Source organism: Prevotella sp. 885 (assembly GCF_002265625.1).
Taxonomy (GTDB): domain Bacteria; phylum Bacteroidota; class Bacteroidia; order Bacteroidales; family Bacteroidaceae; genus Prevotella.
Window position 1 is genome coordinate 1 of record NZ_NOVE01000007.1, and the last position, 20,164, is coordinate 20,164.

Sequence of the window (20,164 nt, forward strand, 5' to 3'; positions counted from 1 at the left end):
ACGAATATCGGTTCTGTCACCTGGTCTCAGCTCGTTTTCGTCAAGGTATATGTGAACAAGCTTTGTTTCTTTCTTTTGCTCTACAAACACGTCTTTAAGGTCGAACCAATCCAGCATGTGTTCGGGCAAAAGACATTCTGCAAGGAGTCTATACTTTTCCATATTTATCCGTTCTTTGACTTTATAAACGGACAATATAGTGTTTTTATTGTACTACGATATCCACACACTTTTTCCAGTGGTCCGGATATTCTCTATCCATTCCCTGAATCCCCGGCTTCTATCTCTGCTCACAATTATATTGCAATCATCACAACCTTTCAAGCTAACTCTCATTTTTGAGAGAAACGATGTATAGATATTCTTGATAGCTTTGAAATTTATTATATACTGACGATTGACTCGGAAAAAGCCCGCAGGGTCCAGACAGCTTTCCAATTGCTGCATTGTATACGACAAATTATATTTCTTGCCACTAAAGTCACAAGCCACCACACCATTATCTTCTTTCAAGAAGTATGCTATATTATAAGTCTCCAACATATACAACTCGTCTCTAAAATTTAAAAGAAAACGCCTTTTATACGGACCAACTCTCTCGTTCGCCAAACGGTGCATCAGCTCCTTATGTTGATTATACTTACTTCCACTGCATCTTTCAAATCTATCTAATGTCTCCTCCAATTCATCTATATCTATAGGTTTGAGCAGATAATCTATTCCATTGTTCTTGAAAGCCTTAAGAGCATAATTATCATACGCCGTCGTAAACACCACGAAAGAATTAGGAACACACCTGTTAAAAGCATCAAAGACAGTACCGCCATCTATTTTAATGTCAGCAAAGATCAAGTCAAAATCATTCTCCTTGGTCAACAAGTCAACAACACCAGCAACACTACTTACGGGTCCACACACCTAGACATCACTTTTCAGCTTAAGAATCATACTCTTAAGATACATCGCAGATATAGGTTCGTTCTCAATTATCAGATATTTCTTACTCATAATTTCTTTCGTTTTATAATAGGTAGCATAATTTCATAGAAACTCGCATCAGCCTTGACGATAGGTTCACATTCGCATATCAGATTATATCTGTCAAATAAGTTTTTCAAACCTATTCCACAAGAATCCGCCTCCACAACATCATCCTTTGACAGAATGCGATTATTTTTGAGAATCAGCATGTTATCTTTCCTCTTTATTGTCAGATAAAGCTTGCTGCTATCTCTTACGTGATTATGCTTTACTGCGTTCTCGATAGTCAACTGTAAAGCGCATGGCAATATATACTCGTCATCAAGGACACTCATACTTTCAATCTCCAAACAAATGCTGTTACCGAAACGGACATTCAACAAACCTACATAATCCCTTGCCATATCCAAAGCATTGTCTATAGAGATCAAATCATTATCCATATTGGACAAGACTACACGATAAAACCTTGCTAATTTGGTAGAAAACTTCAATGCAAGCTCTTGATTTGTAGAAATCAAGCCATTAAGAACGTTAAAACTATTGAAGATAAAATGAGGATTCAACTGCATGCTCAACAATTTCTTTTGCAGCTCCACTCTTGCTTTCTCCTTTTCATCTATAATCCTCGAATACTCTATCAGCAACATCACAAACGACAAGATACACGATACAAAGCAAAAGAAATAAGCATTTCCCAAGAAATCCTCATCCGGTAATTCAGAATCCATCACATTCAAGACAAACTCACAAAGAACAGCCAATACTACATTTATAGATAATAACAGAAATCCAGAATACACCAAATTCCGATAGCTTACACTATTACGTCTTCGAAATTTATTATTGAATATAACATTTTTGGAGGTAATATTTATCGAAGCAAAAACAACACAATAGACAAAGTCTATCAAAAAATTAAAAAGAAACGTATCCGTTGAAGTTGTAAGAAGATTATAGAAATTATCAAAATCTATAATCATCCAAATTATGTCATAAAAAAAGAATATGAAGAGAGTGAACAACGTCAACTCTACAAGTAATGATTTATATCTTTTCTTCAAAACCATAATACAACCTTTTGTATTGTTTTTATACCGTGAAAGGAAGAGCATGATATTCGTATATCAAACCCTTCCTTTAAACTACTCATTAGCTTTTAGCTTTAAAATAAGTAAGACAAACCGATTGACAGCATATTATTTTTGCCGTTCGCATAATCAGCCTTATAAGTATCGGTCAGTCCCCAATTATATCTGACATTCAATTGATAATGCTTAAAAAGTTCCGCTCCTAACGCAACTCCCAGTCCGCATTGCACGCGTTGCATAGACTTGCCATACAGATTATCAGACTCTTCTGTTTTTTTGTTAGCACTACCATCCACCCATGACTTTTCCTTACACTTTGCCGAAAGTCCGAACAGCAAATAAGGACCGGCAGCAGCGTGCAGAGAAACTGCATCAGTCAATCGCATGCGATATCCAACGTTAACTGGTACGGTAAGATTATATGTGGAATAATCATATTTGCTCCAAGTCTTTGAATCCATCATATAATAAGTTCCTGATTTCCAGTTAGAATTATTAAAGAGCAAAGAAGCATCGACAAACAATCCCGCATTATCCTTGTTAAAGTTCATCTCTCCCGTAACGCCTGCTTCTACGCCCCATCCCGAACGTGCGTCATCGGTCGGGCTCGTATACAATGCCCTAACAGTTGGGCCCACACGGAAAGACTGGGCATTAACCATAGTAGATGCCAACAGGACGAATGATAATAATAATAGTCTCATATCTTTTTCAAATTATGTTTTCTTTAAATTATTAATCATGAAAACCGACGCGTTAATATTTCACAATGCAAAGTTAGTATAACGTAGGTAATTGCGCAATAGAACTATAGCTAAAACGTAAAAAAACACATTTAAACCGTCATTTTTGTAGGTTAAACCGAAATGCAATAAGCATCACCTCACCATCTCTTGGTTCCGCAAAGCGGGACCGACTATCATCCTCAACAATATACAGGAAGCATAAGTCCCCTTTCAGGGAACTCATTTTTTGGGCATATGTACCCACAGCTGCGCTGCTTCGCAGCTTGCAGTGGGTTTCATTATAAAGGTCCCGCTCCGCGGAACCCGCAGCTCATACTCAATCTGCTTGCGTTCGTGGGTGCGGGGCTACGGCGAGACGCCATAGCCTCCTATGTTTGTTACGGCAGCTTGTGGCTCTCATCCAACAAGTCGCAATTCGCTTTCGTTGTTCTTTCTCCGCTACGCTATGAAAACCTGTTCTTCATGTCTTCATGTCAAAAATACACGTTCTTCATGTCTTCATGTCAAAAATACCTGTTCTTCATGTCTTCATGTCAAAAATACACGTCTTCCTGTCCGCCATGCAAATATCGTACAAAGAGTAAAAAGCTGTTACAAAATAAAAATTGATTTTAGAGTTTCGGTTTGCTGTTTTTTCGGTGTTTTGCTGTGCAAACAGCACCCGAACTTAACGATAGCGCCACTTTTACACTACAATAGTGCCACTATTAGAGTGTAAAAGTGGCGCTATTGCATGATAAAAGTGGCGCTATTGTAGTGTAAAAGTGGCGCTATTGCAACCCAATGATGCTTTTTGGCTCCGTCATTCATTGCACATTTCTCTTCTCAGCAGCATAATCAGCTGTATGTCAGCCCACTATCGCTGCACGCTCAAAACTCAAGAATTTCGCACCAAAGATTTTGTTGTGCGCTGAACGAGGAGTATTGAGCGTTAGAAATGCAAATATCGTACATCGATTCAATCATTAAAGAGTTCGTGATGGTGATGAAAAACAGCCCAACGCCTCAGATTAGCCTGCGCCACTTCCTTCTTCATCGCTTCGGCTGTGGACATGCCGTCAGGCGTGACGCTTTCGGCAAATCGGAAACCAGCTTCCAGCAGCTGTTCCTTGGCGTCCACCCTACCAGCCACCAGTCCTACAGGCACGCCAATCTGCAGTCCACGCTGCAACACCTTCTGCGGCAGCTTGCCCATCAGCGTCTGACGGTCAGCGTGTCCTTCTCCTGTTATTATCATGTCGGCGTCCTTTGCCACGTCGTCAAAGCGGCAAAGACTGAGCAGCATGTCGGCGCCGGAACGCATCTCGGCGCCAAGATACTGCATGAAAGCATAGCCGAGTCCGCCTGCAGCACCTGCTCCAGGACAGCACGAACGGTCGTAGCCGTAATGCAGAGCAGACTTCTCTGCGAACAGCTTCGCCCTTCTGTCGAGCTGCTCCACCATCTGCGGCGTAGCCCCCTTTTGTGGAGCAAATACGCAAGCCGCACCGTTCTCGCCGCAAAGAGGATTGTCCACGTCGCACGCCAAGGTGAAGCGGCATTCGCCCAGCTCGGTCTTCATGGCGTCGTCGAAGGTCTTTCCCTTTGCAAAGATGTCAACAAGCGCCCTCAGCATACCAATTCCTGCGTCGCTCGTGCCGCTGCCTCCAAGCCCGATTATGAAGTTGCGACATCCGCGCTTGACGGCTCTTGAGAGCAGTTCGCCCACGCCGTAGGTGGTGGCTCGCATCGGATTGCGTTCGTCTTCCTTCACTAACTCCAGTCCGCACGCCTGCGCCACCTCCACAATGGCGGTGCCGTCAGCCGTCATACCGAAAGCGGCGTCCACACGGCGCATCATCTGATTGTGCACATACACCGGCTCTATGGTTCCGCCCAAAGCCTTCGTGAAAGCCTCCAGCATGCCGTCGCCGCCGTCCGACATCGGCAGGCTGACGACATCCGCGCCCTTTTCTGTTAACACTTCGGCTATCTCCGCCTCCACTTCCGTGGACGACAGGCTGCCTTTGAATGAGTCTGTAGCAAGAATGTATTTCATAATATGAATGGTCTATGGGGCAAAATTAATAAAAGAAAACAAGAAATTTATATGACATTAAGCTAAATCCGCTGAAAAGTTATGGCATATATCAGATTTATTAGCGAAATTTGCAGATTGAAACAATATGTAATCAACAAGAAATGACAATACAAACAAAAATGAAAAAGAACTTTCTACTTATCCTTATGTTCTTGCTCTGCGCCATAACAGGAGCAAACGCACAGAAGAAGTACAGCCTTTACGCCGTAGGTTTCTACAATCAGGAAAACCTCTTCGACACCTGCCACGACGAGGGCAAGCGCGACTACGACTTCCTCCCCAACGGTTCGTATAAATGGAACGGACTGAAATACAGCCATAAGCTGCACAACATGGCTCAGGCGCTCGCCGATCTCGGAACGGACAAGCTGCCGGGCGTGGGATGCTCCGTAATCGGTCTGTCGGAGGTGGAGAACTCACGCGTGCTGGACGCACTCATCTCTCAGCCCAAGCTCAAGGAGCGCGGCTATAAGTATGTGCACGTGGAAGGACCGGACAAGCGAGGCATCGACTGCGCCATGCTCTACAATCCGCGCTACTTCAGCGTAAAGGACGTACACCTCTATCCCTACGTTCCCGAGGAAGCAAAGGACTCCGGCTTCGTCACACGTGGCTTCCTTACCGTGAAGGGCGAGATGGCTGGCGAACCCGTTGCTGTCATCGTATGCCACTGGCCCAGCCGTTTCTCTTCGCCATACTATCGCGAGGTGGCAGCACGTCAGGTGAAGAAGATAAAGGACTCGCTCATCGAGGCTGACAAGAACTGCAAGGTGATGGTCATGGGCGACATGAACGACGACCCGACAAACAAGTCGATGACCGAGGCGCTCTCATGCAAGCCCGACGTAGACAAGGTGGGCAAGGACGACATGTATAATCCCTGGTATAACATTCTCACCAAGGAGGGACGCGGAACGCTCTTCTACAGCGGCACATGGAACCTCTTCGACCAGATTGTCCTCTCTCCCAACCTTCTCAACAAGAACGGACGCAAGGACTATTCGTCTCTCAAGTTCTTCCAGAACCAGATTCACGTCAGACCGTATCTTATCCAGAGCGAGGGCAAATACAAGGGTGCTCCGAAGCGTACCACAGCTGGCGGCGTATGGCTGGACGGATATTCTGACCACCTCCCCGTTGTGGTTTACCTCGTAAAGGAGCAGAAGTAATGATGTCAGAACACCAACTTAAGGATGGTGCCACACAGACTCTTCCGCCTGTGGAGCGCCATCCTTTCACGCCTTTCCTTCCCAAAGGATGCCGTCTGCTGATGCTCGGCAGCTTCCCGCCGGGAGAGAAACGCTGGACAATGCACTTCTATTATCCCAACTTCACCAACGACATGTGGCGCATCTTCGGCATTTGCTTCTTCCAAGACAAGATGCGCTTCGTCAGCCAAGAGCACAAGACGTTCCACCTTGACGACATCAAAAGCTTTCTTACCCGTCAGCGCATCGGCATGTACGACACCGCCACAGCCGTCCGCCGACTGAAGAACACGGCGTCGGACAAGGACCTCATGGTCGTGGAGCCTACTGACCTTAAGGCGATGGTAAGCGGCCTTCCCCTTCTTACCGACATCGTAACGACGGGACAGAAAGCCACGGACACACTTGCCGAATGCTTCTCCATCAAGGAAAGCCCGAAGGTTGGAGAGCATACCACGTTCTGCTTTGAAGGACGTGAGCTGCGTCTGTGGAGGATGCCAAGCAGCTCAAGGGCTTACCCGATGGCTGTGGAGAAGAAGGCGGAGTTCTATCAGAAGATGTTCGACAGTATATTCACACCGTAAATCTCTACTAAAAACAAGTATATGGAAAACAATAAAATCACAATTATAGGTATAGCAGGAGGAACCGGATCAGGCAAGACCACCGTGGTGAAGAAGATTGTGGAGGCTCTTCCGCCTCATCATGTAGCCGTGGTGCCTCTCGACTCGTACTATAACGACACCACAGGCATGACGGACGAGGAGCGCCATGCCATCAATTTTGACCATCCTGACGCTTTCGACTGGAAGCTTCTCATCAAGCAGATAAACGACTTGCGCGAGGGAAAAGCCATCGAACAGCCCACATATTCCTATATTAAGTGCAACCGTGAGGAAGCCACCATCCACGTCGAGCCTAAGCCCGTCATCATCGTGGAGGGCATCATGGCCCTGCTAAACAAGCGTCTGCGCGACATGATGGACTTCCGCATCTTCGTGGACTGCGACTCGGACGAGCGCCTTATCCGAAACATCCAGCGCGACATCATTGAGCGAGGACGTACCGTACAGATGGTTGTGGACCGTTATCTGAAGGTTCTCAAGCCCATGCACGAGCAGTTTATCGAACCCACAAAGCGCTTCGCTCACGTCATCATACCTGAGGGAGGAGACAACGAGAAGGGCATTTCGATGGTCTGCCGATACATCGAGAGCATCGTAAACGGCAATAATCCCAAACAGTAACCCCTAAACAACACCGCTATGCACAAAATACACACTCCTCTGAAGCGCATCGCCACTGCCCTGCTCTTCCTCGCCGCCATACCGACAGTCACGCTTGCCGCCACCGACGACTACGACACGCTCGTGGAACGTATCAGCAATGACTTCCAAAGTGCGCCGGATATAACGGCGGACTTGAAGACGTTCGACATCAAGAAAGGCAGCTTCAGCGACATCGACTATGCCAGTACAGCCCAAGACGGATGGCAGCCACGCACACATCTCATCCGCCTCAGCAACCTCGTCTATGCCTATACCAACAAGAAGAGCAAGCTGTATGGCAACGAGAATGTATATAACAACATCGTGAAAGCTCTGTCATACTGGATGGAACGTCGCCCGAAGAGCACCAACTGGTGGTACGCCCAGGTGGCTGAACCTCAGTCGCTCGGCGTGATGCTCGTCAAGATGAGACAGGGCAAGCACCATCTGCCCAAACAGCTGGAGCAGAACATTCTCAATCACATGCGCGAAGACGGCGGCGATCCTGCCAAGTGGACCGGTGCCAACCGCACCGACCTGTGCCTCCATTGGATTTATCGTGCTGCCGTAGAGCGTAACGATGCCGACCTGAAACGTGCTATGGAGCTGGCTTTCGAGCCTATAAAATACACTACAGGCGAGGGCTTTCAGTGTGACGGCAGCTTCATTCAGCATGGACAGCAGCTCTATATCGGAGGCTACGGTGACGAGATTCTGAAGGGCATCACGCAGATAGCCGGATATGCTGCGGGCACGAAGTTTGCGCTCAGCGCTGACAAGAAGGAGATGGTAAGGCAGTTTATGCTCCATTCGTTTTATCCCACCATACGCGGAAAGTATAAGATTTACAATACATTGGGACGTGGTGTGAGCCGCAACAACTCGCTCAAAGCTTCCAATACAGCCCTTTACGCCCGCCGTATGATGACCATCGATCCTGAATATGCCGCACAGTATCAGGACATAGTATCAAGAATAGAGGGTAAGGCAAAGGCTGACAAGGGCGTCGCATCCGCCAACACCCACTTCTACAGGGCTGACTACACGCTACACACTCGCCCCTCTTATTCCGTAGGCGTGCGTTTCTGCTCTACGCGAACATCACGCATGGAGTATGGCAACGGCGAGAATCTGAAGGCTTACTACGTGTCGGACGGCAGCTGCTCCATAAATAAGACGGGCGACGAATATCTCAATATCTTCCCCGCTTGGAACTGGACGCACATCCCCGGCGTTACGGCTCCCGTGACGGAACGTGTGCCACTGGGCAAGAAAGACTGGGAGCTGCGAGGCACATCGCAGTTTGCGGGTGGCGTGACCGACTCCATCTACGGAGCCTCAACCTACGCTTACTACGACTCCTACGACGGCATAAACACCGGAGCACGCAAGTCTTGGTTCTTCTTTGACGACGAGGTGGTCTGCCTCGGAGCCGGCGTTACGTCGTCATCGCAAAGCGACGTGCAGACAACCGTAAACCAATGTCTGGACAATGCCAAATGGACATTGGACTATAAGGACGGCAACGGCAAGTCACAGCTCAAGCTGTCTGACAACATTACGAAGACCGACATCCGGTGGGTGCGCCATAATGGTGTGGCTTATGTGTTCCCGAAGGGTGGCAAGGTGACAATCGAACGAAAGAAGCAGAGCGGCAACTGGCACGACATCAACAACGTGGAGCCGAACCGTACCTCCACGCTCGACGTAGCCACCGTGGCTATCGACCACGGCACACGTCCGCAGAACGCCTCTTACGTCTACGTCATCGTACCCGACAACACGTCTGACAATGCCCTCGACAAGTATGCACAAAGCAATGAGATCAGCATTCTTTCCAACAGCAAGAAGCTTCAGGCTGTACGTCGTGGCGGACTCGGCGTCTGGCAGATGGTGTTCCATGAGAAGGGAAAGTATAAGGACGGTGACATCGAGGTGAAGACCGACCGTCCCTGTGCGCTTATGGTACGCCGCAGGGCAGACGGTCATGTCTGGCTGCACGTGGCTGACCCGGCACAGAAGCAGCAGACCATCAACTTGCAGGTGAAGCTGAAGGGAAGTCTCAAGAAGGCAAAGAAGGTAAAGTGCAGTTTCGGCTCGACAGGCGAAAAGGCAGGAGCCACAAAAGCATATTGCCTTAAATAAATAAGCTTTAAAACTTATGAAAACTTACATAAAGCGGCTTTTTTTTATTCGTTTGCGGGCGTGCCTTTAGAATAATATTCGTACATTTGCAAAATAGATAGTTAAAGACAAGCCAAACAGAACTAAATATAAAGGTAGTATGAACAAAAGCGACAGCATCATAATCATCCCCACATATAACGAAAAGGAAAATATCGAGAAGATCATACGCGCCATCTTCGCTCTCGAAAAGTGCTTCCACATTCTCGTCATCGACGACGGAAGCCCCGACGGAACAGCCCAGATAGTGCATCATCTCATCGACACGGAGTTTGCCGACCGCCTCTTTATCGTGGAGCGCAGCGGCAAGTTGGGACTCGGCACCGCCTACATCACAGGATTCAAGTGGGCGCTCGAGCACGGCTACGACTACATCTTCGAGATGGACGCCGACTTCTCTCACGACCCAGCCGACCTGCCGCGCCTTTACGCAGCTTGCCATGACGAAGGCTACGACCTCGCCATCGGTTCGCGCTACGTAAGCGGCGTCAACGTCGTAAACTGGCCTATGGGACGCGTACTGATGAGCTACTTCGCCTCCAAGTACGTGCGCATGGTCACTGGTTTCCAGGTGCACGACACCACAGCGGGCTTCAAGTGCTATCGCCGTTGCGTGCTCGAATCTATTCCGCTCGACCAGATCCGCTTCAAAGGCTACGGCTTCCAGATAGAGATGAAGTTCACGGCATACAAGATGGGTTACAAGATTAAGGAGGTGCCCGTAGTGTTCGTCAACCGTCGCGAAGGTGTCAGCAAGATGAGCGGTGGCATTTTCTCCGAAGCTTTCTTCGGCGTTATGCGTCTGCGTTGGGACGGATGGTTCAGAAAGTATCCTAAGGCAAAACATTAAAACATTCGAGATACGTCGAGAGGACATCCTTAAATGCTTATGGAAATAAGAGAGATTAGCAACATATATTCAGCCCTGCCTCAGTGCGGGGCTTTTTTGAAAGCTGTAAATGACGAGTCGGTGAAGCATTTATTCCTTAAGGGAATGGTTGCTTCATCGGCTCCTGTGTTTTTTGCGGCAGCCGCAAGCCGTACAGAAAACGGCAAGAAAGGGGCGCAGAAACCGCTCACGGCGGTCTTCATACTGCAGGACAATGACGAGGCAGGCTACTTCTATCATGACCTTACGCAGATTCTCGGTACGGACAACGTGCTGTTCTTCCCGTCATCTTACCGCCGTGCCGTGAAGTACGGACAGCGCGACGCAGCCAACGAAATTCTGCGCACGGAGACTCTCTCACGCCTCTCGGCAGCTCATACGACTGGCAAAGGGAAGGACAATCCGGGCTTCCTCTATGTGGTAACATGTCCTGAAGCCCTCAGCGAGCTTGTGGTGTCGAAGCGAAACCTCGACGAGCGCACCATAAGCATCGGCGTCGGCGACATCGTCAATCTTACTGATCTCGGACGAAAGATGCGCAGTCTTGGCTTTGAGGAGGTAGACTACGTTTACGAACCGGGACAGTTTGCGATGCGCGGAAGCATCGTCGACGTCTATTCTTACTCGTCTGAACTGCCCTTCCGCATCGACTTCTTCGGCGACGAGGTGGACACCATCCGCACGTTCGAGGTGGCAGACCAGCTCTCGAAGGACTCGAAGGAGACGGTTCAGATTGTTCCCGAACTGGCACAGACCGTCACAGACAAGCAGCCCTTCACTGCCATGCTGCCCGAGGATGCCCTGCTGGTCTTCAAGGACCGCCTCTATCTCTGCTCTGCCATTGAGCAGATTTATGACAACGGCTTCTCCAAGCAAGCCTTCACGGAACGTCTTGAGGGTGCCACGGAGATGGAGCAGGAGCAGATTTTGCGCGAAATGCGGAAGGAGAACAATCTGGTCAGCGGCGTAGAATTTCGCAAAGCTATCAGCGGTTTCCGCTTCGTCGAGATGGGAGCACATCCGTCCGGCACTCCCCAAACCACCATCACATTCAACATTTCGCCGCAACCGCTGTTTCATAAGAACTTCGAATTGCTGGCTCAGACTCTCGAAGACTTCCTGCTTCAGGGCTATCATCTCTACATTCTTGCGGACAGCGAGAAGCAGACACGCCGACTGAAGGAGATTTTCGAGAGCGACGAACTGCGTGCCGTACGCAACGCCCGCCATCAGAAATCGCCCAATTCGGAGGCTCTCTCCGTAGCTGACAACATCACGTTCACCCCCGTTGACCACACTCTGCACGAGGGATTCGCCGACGCCGACCTCCGTCTGTGCTTCTTTACGGACCACCAGATATTCGACCGTTTCCATAAATACAACCTCAAGTCGGACGCTGCACGGACCGGAAAGATGGCGCTGACGATGAAGGAACTGCAGGAAATGGAGCCGGGCGACTTCATCGTACACGTGGATTTCGGCATCGGCAAGTTCGGCGGACTCTTACGCGTGCCGGTCGGCGACAGCTATCAGGAGGCCATACGCATCTATTATCAGCACGGCGACATCGTGGACGTGTCAATACATTCGCTCTACAAGATATCCAAATACCGCCGCGCCGACACCGGCGAACCGCCACGCCTCAGCGCTCTCGGCACGGGTGCGTGGGACCGACTGAAGGAACGCACAAAGAAGCGCATCAAGGACATCGCGCGTGACCTTATCAAGCTCTATTCGAAGCGTCGCCACGAGAAGGGATTCTCATTCTCTGCCGACTCTTACCTGCAGCACGAGCTGGAGGCTTCGTTCCTGTATGAGGACACGCCGGACCAGTCGAAAGCCACGCAGGACGTAAAGCATGACATGGAGAGCAACCGACCCATGGACCGCCTCGTATGCGGCGACGTGGGATTCGGCAAGACGGAAGTGGCCATACGTGCCGCTTTCAAGGCTGCCACGGACGGCAAGCAGGTGGCTGTGCTGGTGCCCACCACGGTGCTGGCGTTCCAGCATTACAAGACATTCCTCAGCCGCCTGAAGGAGATGCCCGTCCGCGTGGACTATCTCTCACGTGCCCGCACAGCCAAGCAGACCCGCGAGGTGCTTGCCGATCTGAAGGAGGGCAAGATTGACATTCTCATAGGCACGCACAAGCTAATAGGCAAGTCGGTGGAATGGCATGACCTCGGACTGCTCATCATCGACGAGGAGCAGAAGTTCGGCGTGGCTACGAAGGAGAAGCTGCGCAAGCTGAAGACCAACGTGGACACGCTCACCATGTCTGCCACCCCCATCCCGCGCACGCTACAGTTCTCGCTGATGGGAGCACGAGACATGAGCATCATACGCACGCCGCCGCCAAACCGCTATCCCGTCCAGACCGAACTGGGCGTATACGGACACGAGATAATAGCCGACGCCATCAACTTCGAGATGTCGCGTAACGGACAGGTATACTTCGTGAACGACCGCATATCCAACCTTCCCGAGATAGCCGCGCTCATCCATAAGTATGTCCCTGACGCACGAGTGGCCATCGGTCACGGTCAGATGAATCCGGAAGAGCTTGAGAAAATCCTCATCGGCTTTATGGATTATGATTACGACGTGCTCCTCTCCACGTCCATCGTGGAGAACGGCATCGACATCTCCAACGCCAACACCATCATCATCAACGACGCACACCGCTTCGGACTCTCTGACCTCCATCAGATGCGAGGACGTGTGGGACGCTCCAACCGCAAGGCGTTCTGCTACCTGCTGGCTCCGCCAAAGTCGGTGCTGACGCCTGAGGCACGCCGCCGACTGGAGGCATTGGAGAATTTCTCCGAACTCGGCAGCGGATTTAATCTTGCCATGCAGGACCTCGACATCCGCGGCGCGGGCAATCTGCTCGGTGCCGAACAAAGCGGATTCATGGAAGATCTCGGCTACGAGACTTATCAGAAAATCCTCAATCAGGCTGTCACCGAACTCAAGAACGAGGAATTCCAGGACATCTACGCTGAGGAGATAGCACAGGGTAAGGAGATCAGCGGCGACGAGTTTGTGGAGGATTGCGCACTGGAGAGCGACTTGGAGATGTATTTCCCTGAGACCTACGTCCCCGGTTCGGCAGAAAGAATGTTCCTCTATCGCGAGCTCGACAACATCAGCGACGACGACCAGCTGGACGCTTATCGCAAGAGGCTGGAAGACCGCTTCGGCAAGATGCCGAAGGAGGGAGAGCAGCTGCTCCTCGTTGTGCCGCTAAGAAGAATCGGCAAGAAGCTCGGTTGCGAGAAGATCATCCTCAAGCAGGGTCGCATGCAGATGCAGTTTGTGAGCAATCCAGAGTCTGCTTACTATAAGAGTCAGGCTTTCGGACGCGCCCTCAACTATATATCTTCGCACACCCGTCGCTGCAATCTCAAGGAAGCCAGAGGCCACCGCTTCATGATTGTGACCGGCATCACATCGGTGGGCGACGCTCTGGAGGTGCTGAAAGAGATAGACAACATGTAATGGCAAGAGTCACACATTAAACATTAACAAACAGTAAACAACATACAATCATGGCATGCAAGCTTCTTCTTATCCGTCACGGCGAGACCGTTGACAACGTAAACCGCATCATGCAGGGTCAGACGCCGGGCAAACTTACAGAAAACGGCATCAATCAGGCACGCAGTCTCGGCGCCGAACTGAGCCAAAAACACATCGACGCCTTCGTATCGAGCGACCTCCAACGTGCCGTCGACACCTGTGTGGAGGTGGCAGCCCCCCACTTCCAAGGCGACCGCCAGGCTGCTCTCGCCAACATCTTCCAGACTCCGCTGCTCAGAGAGCGCGACTGGGGCAGCTTCACCGGTCGATACATCCCCGACCTGAAGGACGCAAAGTGGACGCCGGACATCGAGACCACAGACGCCATGCGCCAACGTGCCAACGCCTTCCTCCAGCTTATGCGCCAGCGTTATGACGGCAAGACAGTAGCCGCCGTAGGTCACGGAATAATAAACAAAGCCATACAGTCCGTCTTCTTCGGCAAGCCAATGCAGGACATCGAACCGATGAAGAACGTGGAAGTAAGGGTGTTGGAGGTGTAAAAAAAAACGATGATGCCATTTCTGACATCATCGTTTTTTTATGTTTTCTTCTTTATCTCTTTACAATCTTTACTGTCTTCTGCGTACCATCCGCCATTTTCATTGTCTTAAGATAGATACCACTTGAAGGGTTGCTCACTCTACGTCCACTAAGGTCGCAGAAGCTTACGCTCAAAACTCTGTCAGCATCATCAGTCACACCATTGACGGCAGTAGGTCTGAATCCGTCTTCCGTTATCTCAAACTCCACCAGATTCGACTTATACACCTTATCATTGTATTTATACATAGCCTGAATGCCAACCTTGGACACTCCGTCCTTATAGAAGAACATGTTGTGCATACTTCCTGTGAAGTTGAAATCATAACCATCGCTGAACGAGTAAGGAATGTCTGTCATCGCCTCCTTTAGCAATACATATTCGTCAGGATAAGCCGTAAACAGTTCTCCATCAAAATATAAGTTGTAGTAGAGATAGTCAGCATTGAGCAGGTTATCGTCAACCGACATGTTATCAAGCCAATACAGCATTGCGCCATAACCATAGTTAGGGTCGTAAGGACGGAATTCCAGCAAATCGGGATCCTTAGGATTGGCAGGCAAATCATTCCAAGGCTTCATCTGCGGTTCCATAAAAACATTGATGAATTTCACGGTGCTCGTACCCATATTCACGCCAAACATTTTGTCCGACTTAAGGGTCTTGTTCTCTGCGTCATAATCGAACGATATAGATTTCACGAAGAAGAAGCTGTCCGCCTCCTGATGATAATAATCGCTCCACACCTTCTCGCTTCCTAAGGCACTGAAATAAGCATGGCATTTGTTCTCCTTATCCACGCCCATGTATTTCTTGCCCTCAAACACCACCTTGTCGCCGTCAATCTTACCCTTTACCCAATTGTCCGGGGCAGAATCGGTCAGGCCTCCAAGATAGAAGTCATTGCCGTCAATAGCCACATTAATGATACGCGAATCATACTGCTCACCCGTATTCACAAAGTCAAGCTGATACTTCATTTTGTTCGCAGATGCAGAAGGAACACAAGGCTCATCCTTTATCTTGGTCCAAGTCTGATAGTAGTCGCCGAAACCTGTCCATTCGCCGGCACCATTGCAAAGAGCAAGAATCACGCCATTGTCCAGATTGTCAACACGAATAAGCGAGTCGTTACGAAGGACATAATTGATGGTCTGCGAAGTTTCGTCAAGGTCAAGCGATGTACGCTCGGCATTTATCCTACAACGGTAAAGATAGAAGAATTCCACAATACCCGTTGGATTGCCATCATCGTCCATTCCTTCTTGAGCCACATATTTCTGTGGGAAGACAAACTTAATGGTATCACCTTCAGCCTTCTCACCTTTCACCCAAGTGTTGGGAGAAATAGTGCTGACGATATTCTGAATATACACCTCACCGTTGTCTGTTTCGACATAACGCTCAACAGTGCCGTCGGATGCCGACGAATACACACTGTTGAAGAAAGTCATGAAGCCCTCGCCAGTACCATAAAGATTGTCGTGCAGGGTTCCCTTTGGCTGTTCGGTGATAATGTCAGCATTGCCGGCAGCCTTCTTCATGCGTGCCAACATTGCCGTCTTATTGCCGACTGGCGACATGACAATGTCCATCGGCTTGCCCGTAGGCTTGTCCTTCATCGACCGGTATGTCGAAAGTGGTTGTGCAAAAGACATTGTTGCAAGCGTTGCTACAGCAAGCGCCATATATAATCTCTTCATAAACATTAGGATTAAGTGTTAGTAGGTTACTAATTCTATTTCACAAGGAACTTGCCCGCTTTCACCTGACCGCCGTAATTAGCATAATATGTGTAAACACCAGGAGCGGAGAAACGAATCTGGGCTGTACCCTTGACCGCCTGTTGAGCCACACGACGTCCAGAAGCATCCCATACAGTTAATGTGGTGGGCACATCTCCTGCAACAAAGCTCACCTGACGGTTGCCGAACTGAAGTTCGAATGATCCGCCATTATCCGAAGAAGGCAGCGGGCTGCTGATGCTGGTGGCAATATCGTCCAAATCCTTACGGTCGATTTTATAAAGACCGCTGCCAGAAGGAGCTCCAGGATAATTATAAACAGCCAAATAAACGCAATCGTCAGCAGGAACAATGGTTAGCGGAGAAAGATATATGCGCTCGCTGTCGGGATTATACTGGTTGTAGGGCAGTCCTTCAGAGATGTTATACCACTTCTCGCCGAAATCAGGAGTGAAATACAATCCACGCTGCTGCAAGCCAACATAAATGTTTTTGTCGTCACTTGCCAAAGAACGCACATTGTTGTCCATCAGACCTTCAGGACGATAAACCTCTCCCCATTCGCCATTCTTGTCAAGCGTCAGAAGGAAAGGAACAGCGAAAGTGTCGTTCATGACAGAACGACCCAAAACAAGCTTGTCCTTATACTGTGTTGAGACAGCCATAAAGTTGCTGTCATATCTGACCGGAGTCCATGTAAGCGTCTCGTCATCAAGCACAAACACGAAATAAATGCCAAAGGCATAGAGACGTCCGTTATAGTCGACAAGCTGATAGATGTTCTCTACGTATGTTTCAGGCTCATCGCCCTTACCCTTGCCTTTATCTCCATCTTCATCAGCAAAACTATAGGTGAGCGAATTGATGTCGGTCTTCTTCCATGTCTCGCCATAATCTTCGCTATACACGATACCGCCCTGGCAGAAGTCGCCCACAAAGAGCTTGCCGTTATGCACAGCCATAGCATAGGCAACAGTCTGGTTTGTCTGATCGCCTAATACATCCTTCACTGCATCCTCATAGAACAAAGACTTCCATGTCTTGCCGTTATCGTCAGAACGGGCGATACAGGTACTCGAACCGGCAGCAAAGATATAGTTACCGAAATGAAGGAATTTGCTATACATATAGTCCTCGGCATTGGTATGCACCCAACTGGCTCCCTTGTCGGTGGACAGATATATGCCTCCGGCATAGTCGTAACGATAGTCTGAAAGCAACAGATTGCCGGATGGGGTAACGTCGGTTGAATAAGTTGCTTCAAGTTCTTTCACAAGTTTCCATTGGGCGGAAACCTGAAGAGAAGCTAAACACAATCCTGCCAAAACGATGGCACGGAAGGAATTGAGTAGGTTAAGTTTCTTCATAAGCCATAATGTTAAAAGAACAACAATCGAGTTAAATCTGCGCCAAATTTACAAATAAAAGCTAATAAAAGCAACTTTTTGCTTATTTATTTTCACTTTTCATACCAATATTATTTCAGACCGACTCCAGCGCCGTGTCCCGAGGGGACACGTTATTGTCAGAAACCCACTGCAAGCTCCGAAGGAGCGCAGCTGTGGGATAAGCATCCCCTCACCCTCTCTTGGTTCCGCAAAGCGGGACCGACTATCATCCTCACCATCATAGGGAATGCGTCAGTCCCCCTTCGGGGAACTCATTTTGGGGGTATCATATTTACCCACAGCGGCGCTGCTTCGCAGCTTGCAGTGGGTTTCATTATATAGGTCCCGCTCCGCGGAACCCGTACATCATACTCAATCAGCTGTGTTCGTGGGTGCGTGGCTACGGCGAGGACGCCATAGCCTCCTATGTTTGTATCAGACTTGGTGCAACGGAGGCCTCCGCTACTGCATAAAACAGCAATGCACAAAAAAATTCAAACGTTAAATTATCCAGTTCATACGCGATTTTCTACAGTTCAAACGCAATTTTGACGAGTTGGCCGAAATCGCCATTTGTATACCTTTTATTTTTTATATACCTTTGCAACGACAAAAGACAGTGCACGGTCTGACTTAGTATAAATCATAACAAAAAATTAAAGTGATGAAAAAAATCATTTCATTTGCTATTGCTTTGTTGTTCACGACAATGGCTTCTGCCCAGTCATTCAGAATTGGTCCGGCTGCAAGGATTCAGTGGAGTGGCACGCAGGCTGTAAACAACAAGATGGGTTGGGCTGCTGGTGTGCAGGGCGACATGACTTTAGGCAAGGAAAACAAGGGATTGTTTCTTGATGCTGCTGTCTTGTTCGATTCGAAAAGATGTGAAAGTGTTCATGCCGGATATTCAAACGAACATATTGAGGTTTACTATAAATATCATTCATACGGTTTCACCATCCCTGTAAACGTGGGATATAAATTTAAATTCTCTGACAACTTCGGACTCTTTGCAGCAGCCGGTCCTTATCTGAATATCGGTCTGGGAGGCAAAGCCAAACAGGTAAGCCAGAAATATGGCGAGAACGGATTGCTCGTTGGCGAGCCGACGGAGGAAACCGTTTCTTCAAATATCTTCAAGGATAAGGTTATGAACAGAGTGGGATGTGGCATTGGTTTCAAGGTAGGTGCAGAGGTGTTCTCGCATTGTCAGGTGCAGTTCGGCTACAACCTTGGTCTGACCAACACATTCAAGGGAATGCTTGACAAAGACAATAAGGAACAGACCTTTATTATAGGTTTGGCATACATGTTCTAAAAAAGATACAACACAATAGCGTGAGGTCTCCATTCAGTCAGAAAGATGGAGGCTTCACGCTTATCCATTTTATACGATGAACAAAGCAAAGACATTCATAGCAAAACACTTTAATGTCCATTTCGTCAAGGATTGGATATACTCTTCGCTTCTTATCCTTTTTCTTTATGACATCATCTGGCTGGTCATCGACTACAAGGAAGCATTGGAATATCTGCGATACTACAAGTCGTTTATTTTTACGGACTTGCTGTATAGCATGATTTTCGCCATGGTCTGCCTGTTAATCACATCGTATATTCTCCGCTTAAACAAGCTGAAGCCTCTCAAGGAACGCCATACGATGCTTCTTGTGTTGGTTTTCATATTCTCAAACACGGCTCTTGCTTTTATAGCAGAAAACACTTACGATATTTTTGTGGACAATTCTACTGATGACGAGATATTCGGCAATACATATATTATGGGCATTATCAGTTCGGTAGTTTCGCTCATCTACACCATTAACCAGCTCAACTCAGACCGACTTAAACAAAAGGACGAGATGATAGCCATGCGCACAGAACAACTAAAGTCGAGGCTGTCACCGCATTTTGTCTTTAACAGCCTTAATGTCATAATCTCTCTCATTGAGGACAACGACAACGAAGGCGCAACGTCGTTCACGATAAAGCTGTCAAGAATATACCGTCATCTTATCAACAGTTTTGACAAGGACTATGTAAGCTTGGACGATGCCCTCACAGTTGCAAGCGAATACATGAATGTCATGAAAATCAGGTTTCCTGACATACAGCTCGTTATCGAGCCTTTCTCCTTCTCGTCCAATGAGATGATTGTCAGTATGAGCCTTCATAATCTTATAGAGAATGCCATCAAGCATAATCCTGCGGACTGTCAGCACCCGTTGCTGATAACCATCAGCCGTAATGGTGACAGCCTTGTTGTCTCAAACAACATCATAATGGACGGAAAAAACAACCATACGAAAGGCGAATCAACGCGTATGGGAATGGCAAATCTTCACGAACGCCACAGACTTCTGGGTATTGATGATATTTCGGTAAGCATCGCCGACGGACTGTACACCGTAACTCTACCCATTGTCACACAGCAAACAAATTCATAGACATAAAA

15 protein-coding genes are annotated in these 20,164 nt (G+C 48.5%); 9 read left to right on the top strand and 6 right to left on the bottom strand.

Annotated elements, in window-relative coordinates; genetic code table 11:
• Positions 1-213: 213 nt before the first annotated feature.
• The 4 genes from CHL74_RS04065 to CHL74_RS04080 form a co-directional block, all read right to left on the bottom strand.
• Positions 214-918, bottom strand: a complete 705-nt coding sequence (locus CHL74_RS04065; RefSeq protein ID WP_094879893.1) for a LytR/AlgR family response regulator transcription factor — start codon at positions 916-918, stop codon at positions 214-216.
• An 86-nt stretch (positions 919-1,004) separates the two neighbouring features.
• Positions 1,005-1,712 carry a sensor histidine kinase gene (locus CHL74_RS15705; RefSeq protein WP_176452166.1) on the bottom strand — a complete coding sequence of 236 codons (708 nt, stop codon included), beginning with the start codon at positions 1,710-1,712 and terminating at the stop codon, positions 1,005-1,007.
• 434 nt (positions 1,713-2,146) lie between these two features.
• Positions 2,147-2,776 (bottom strand): porin family protein, encoded by a 630-nt coding sequence (locus tag CHL74_RS04075; protein ID WP_094879895.1) that lies wholly within the window; start codon positions 2,774-2,776, stop codon positions 2,147-2,149.
• Between the two features lie 1,000 nt (positions 2,777-3,776).
• Entirely contained in the window at positions 3,777-4,856 is a 1,080-nt protein-coding gene (locus CHL74_RS04080; RefSeq protein ID WP_094879896.1) for a glycerate kinase family protein, read from the bottom strand.
• A 161-nt stretch (positions 4,857-5,017) separates the two neighbouring features.
• On the opposite strand from CHL74_RS04080, the gene CHL74_RS04085 reads away from it, so the two are divergent.
• The 7 genes from CHL74_RS04085 (at position 5,018) to CHL74_RS04115 (ending at position 14,535) form a co-directional block, all read left to right on the top strand.
• Positions 5,018-6,067 (top strand): endonuclease/exonuclease/phosphatase family protein, encoded by a 1,050-nt coding sequence (locus tag CHL74_RS04085; RefSeq protein ID WP_094879897.1) that lies wholly within the window; start codon positions 5,018-5,020, stop codon positions 6,065-6,067.
• Positions 6,067-6,690: a uracil-DNA glycosylase family protein gene (locus CHL74_RS04090; protein WP_254923214.1), complete on the top strand. Its 624-nt coding sequence runs from the start codon at positions 6,067-6,069 to the stop codon at positions 6,688-6,690. The genes CHL74_RS04085 and CHL74_RS04090 overlap by 1 nt, the downstream gene beginning before the upstream one ends.
• A gap of 21 nt (positions 6,691-6,711) precedes the next feature.
• Positions 6,712-7,353 (top strand): uridine kinase, encoded by a 642-nt coding sequence (gene udk, locus CHL74_RS04095; protein ID WP_094879898.1) that lies wholly within the window; start codon positions 6,712-6,714, stop codon positions 7,351-7,353.
• Between the two features lie 18 nt (positions 7,354-7,371).
• On the top strand, positions 7,372-9,519 hold the full coding sequence (locus CHL74_RS04100; protein ID WP_094879899.1) for a polysaccharide lyase 8 family protein: 2,148 nt from the start codon (positions 7,372-7,374) through the stop codon (positions 9,517-9,519).
• Between the two features lie 139 nt (positions 9,520-9,658).
• Positions 9,659-10,408 (top strand): polyprenol monophosphomannose synthase, encoded by a 750-nt coding sequence (locus tag CHL74_RS04105; protein ID WP_094879900.1) that lies wholly within the window; start codon positions 9,659-9,661, stop codon positions 10,406-10,408.
• A 39-nt stretch (positions 10,409-10,447) separates the two neighbouring features.
• Entirely contained in the window at positions 10,448-13,951 is a 3,504-nt protein-coding gene (mfd, locus tag CHL74_RS04110; protein WP_094879960.1) for a transcription-repair coupling factor, read from the top strand.
• Between the two features lie 50 nt (positions 13,952-14,001).
• A complete protein-coding gene (locus CHL74_RS04115) occupies positions 14,002-14,535 on the top strand; it encodes a histidine phosphatase family protein (RefSeq protein ID WP_094879901.1) in 534 nt (177 codons plus the stop codon).
• 52 nt (positions 14,536-14,587) lie between these two features.
• On the opposite strand, the gene CHL74_RS04120 is transcribed toward CHL74_RS04115, so the two are convergent.
• Positions 14,588-16,279, bottom strand: a complete 1,692-nt coding sequence (locus tag CHL74_RS04120; RefSeq protein ID WP_141241227.1) for a hypothetical protein — start codon at positions 16,277-16,279, stop codon at positions 14,588-14,590.
• Between the two features lie 35 nt (positions 16,280-16,314).
• A complete protein-coding gene (locus tag CHL74_RS04125; protein WP_141241228.1) occupies positions 16,315-17,688 on the bottom strand; it encodes a T9SS type A sorting domain-containing protein in 1,374 nt (457 codons plus the stop codon).
• A 685-nt stretch (positions 17,689-18,373) separates the two neighbouring features.
• Between CHL74_RS04125 and CHL74_RS04130 the strand changes: the two genes are divergently transcribed.
• Together CHL74_RS04130 and CHL74_RS04135 are read left to right on the top strand one after the other, a co-directional pair.
• On the top strand, positions 18,374-19,027 hold the full coding sequence (locus CHL74_RS04130; RefSeq protein WP_094879904.1) for a porin family protein: 654 nt from the start codon (positions 18,374-18,376) through the stop codon (positions 19,025-19,027).
• 76 nt (positions 19,028-19,103) lie between these two features.
• Positions 19,104-20,156, top strand: a complete 1,053-nt coding sequence (locus tag CHL74_RS04135; protein WP_094879905.1) for a sensor histidine kinase — start codon at positions 19,104-19,106, stop codon at positions 20,154-20,156.
• Positions 20,157-20,164: the final 8 nt, after the last annotated feature.

What these genes read in the sequence shown, in the direction of transcription:
- CHL74_RS15705 (WP_176452166.1), bottom strand. Translation starts at nt 1,712, where the DNA reads ATGGATTCTGAATTACCGGATGAGGATTTCTTGGGAAATGCTTATTTC.
- CHL74_RS04075 (WP_094879895.1), bottom strand. Translation starts at nt 2,776, where the DNA reads ATGAGACTATTATTATTATCATTCGTCCTGTTGGCATCTACTATGGTT.
- CHL74_RS04080 (WP_094879896.1), bottom strand. Translation starts at nt 4,856, where the DNA reads ATGAAATACATTCTTGCTACAGACTCATTCAAAGGCAGCCTGTCGTCC.
- CHL74_RS04085 (WP_094879897.1), top strand. Translation starts at nt 5,018, where the DNA reads ATGAAAAAGAACTTTCTACTTATCCTTATGTTCTTGCTCTGCGCCATA.
- CHL74_RS04090 (WP_254923214.1), top strand. Translation starts at nt 6,067, where the DNA reads ATGATGTCAGAACACCAACTTAAGGATGGTGCCACACAGACTCTTCCG.
- udk (WP_094879898.1), top strand. Translation starts at nt 6,712, where the DNA reads ATGGAAAACAATAAAATCACAATTATAGGTATAGCAGGAGGAACCGGA.
- CHL74_RS04100 (WP_094879899.1), top strand. Translation starts at nt 7,372, where the DNA reads ATGCACAAAATACACACTCCTCTGAAGCGCATCGCCACTGCCCTGCTC.
- CHL74_RS04105 (WP_094879900.1), top strand. Translation starts at nt 9,659, where the DNA reads ATGAACAAAAGCGACAGCATCATAATCATCCCCACATATAACGAAAAG.
- mfd (WP_094879960.1), top strand. Translation starts at nt 10,448, where the DNA reads ATGGAAATAAGAGAGATTAGCAACATATATTCAGCCCTGCCTCAGTGC.
- CHL74_RS04115 (WP_094879901.1), top strand. Translation starts at nt 14,002, where the DNA reads ATGGCATGCAAGCTTCTTCTTATCCGTCACGGCGAGACCGTTGACAAC.
- CHL74_RS04120 (WP_141241227.1), bottom strand. Translation starts at nt 16,279, where the DNA reads ATGAAGAGATTATATATGGCGCTTGCTGTAGCAACGCTTGCAACAATG.
- CHL74_RS04125 (WP_141241228.1), bottom strand. Translation starts at nt 17,688, where the DNA reads ATGAAGAAACTTAACCTACTCAATTCCTTCCGTGCCATCGTTTTGGCA.
- CHL74_RS04130 (WP_094879904.1), top strand. Translation starts at nt 18,374, where the DNA reads ATGAAAAAAATCATTTCATTTGCTATTGCTTTGTTGTTCACGACAATG.
- CHL74_RS04135 (WP_094879905.1), top strand. Translation starts at nt 19,104, where the DNA reads ATGAACAAAGCAAAGACATTCATAGCAAAACACTTTAATGTCCATTTC.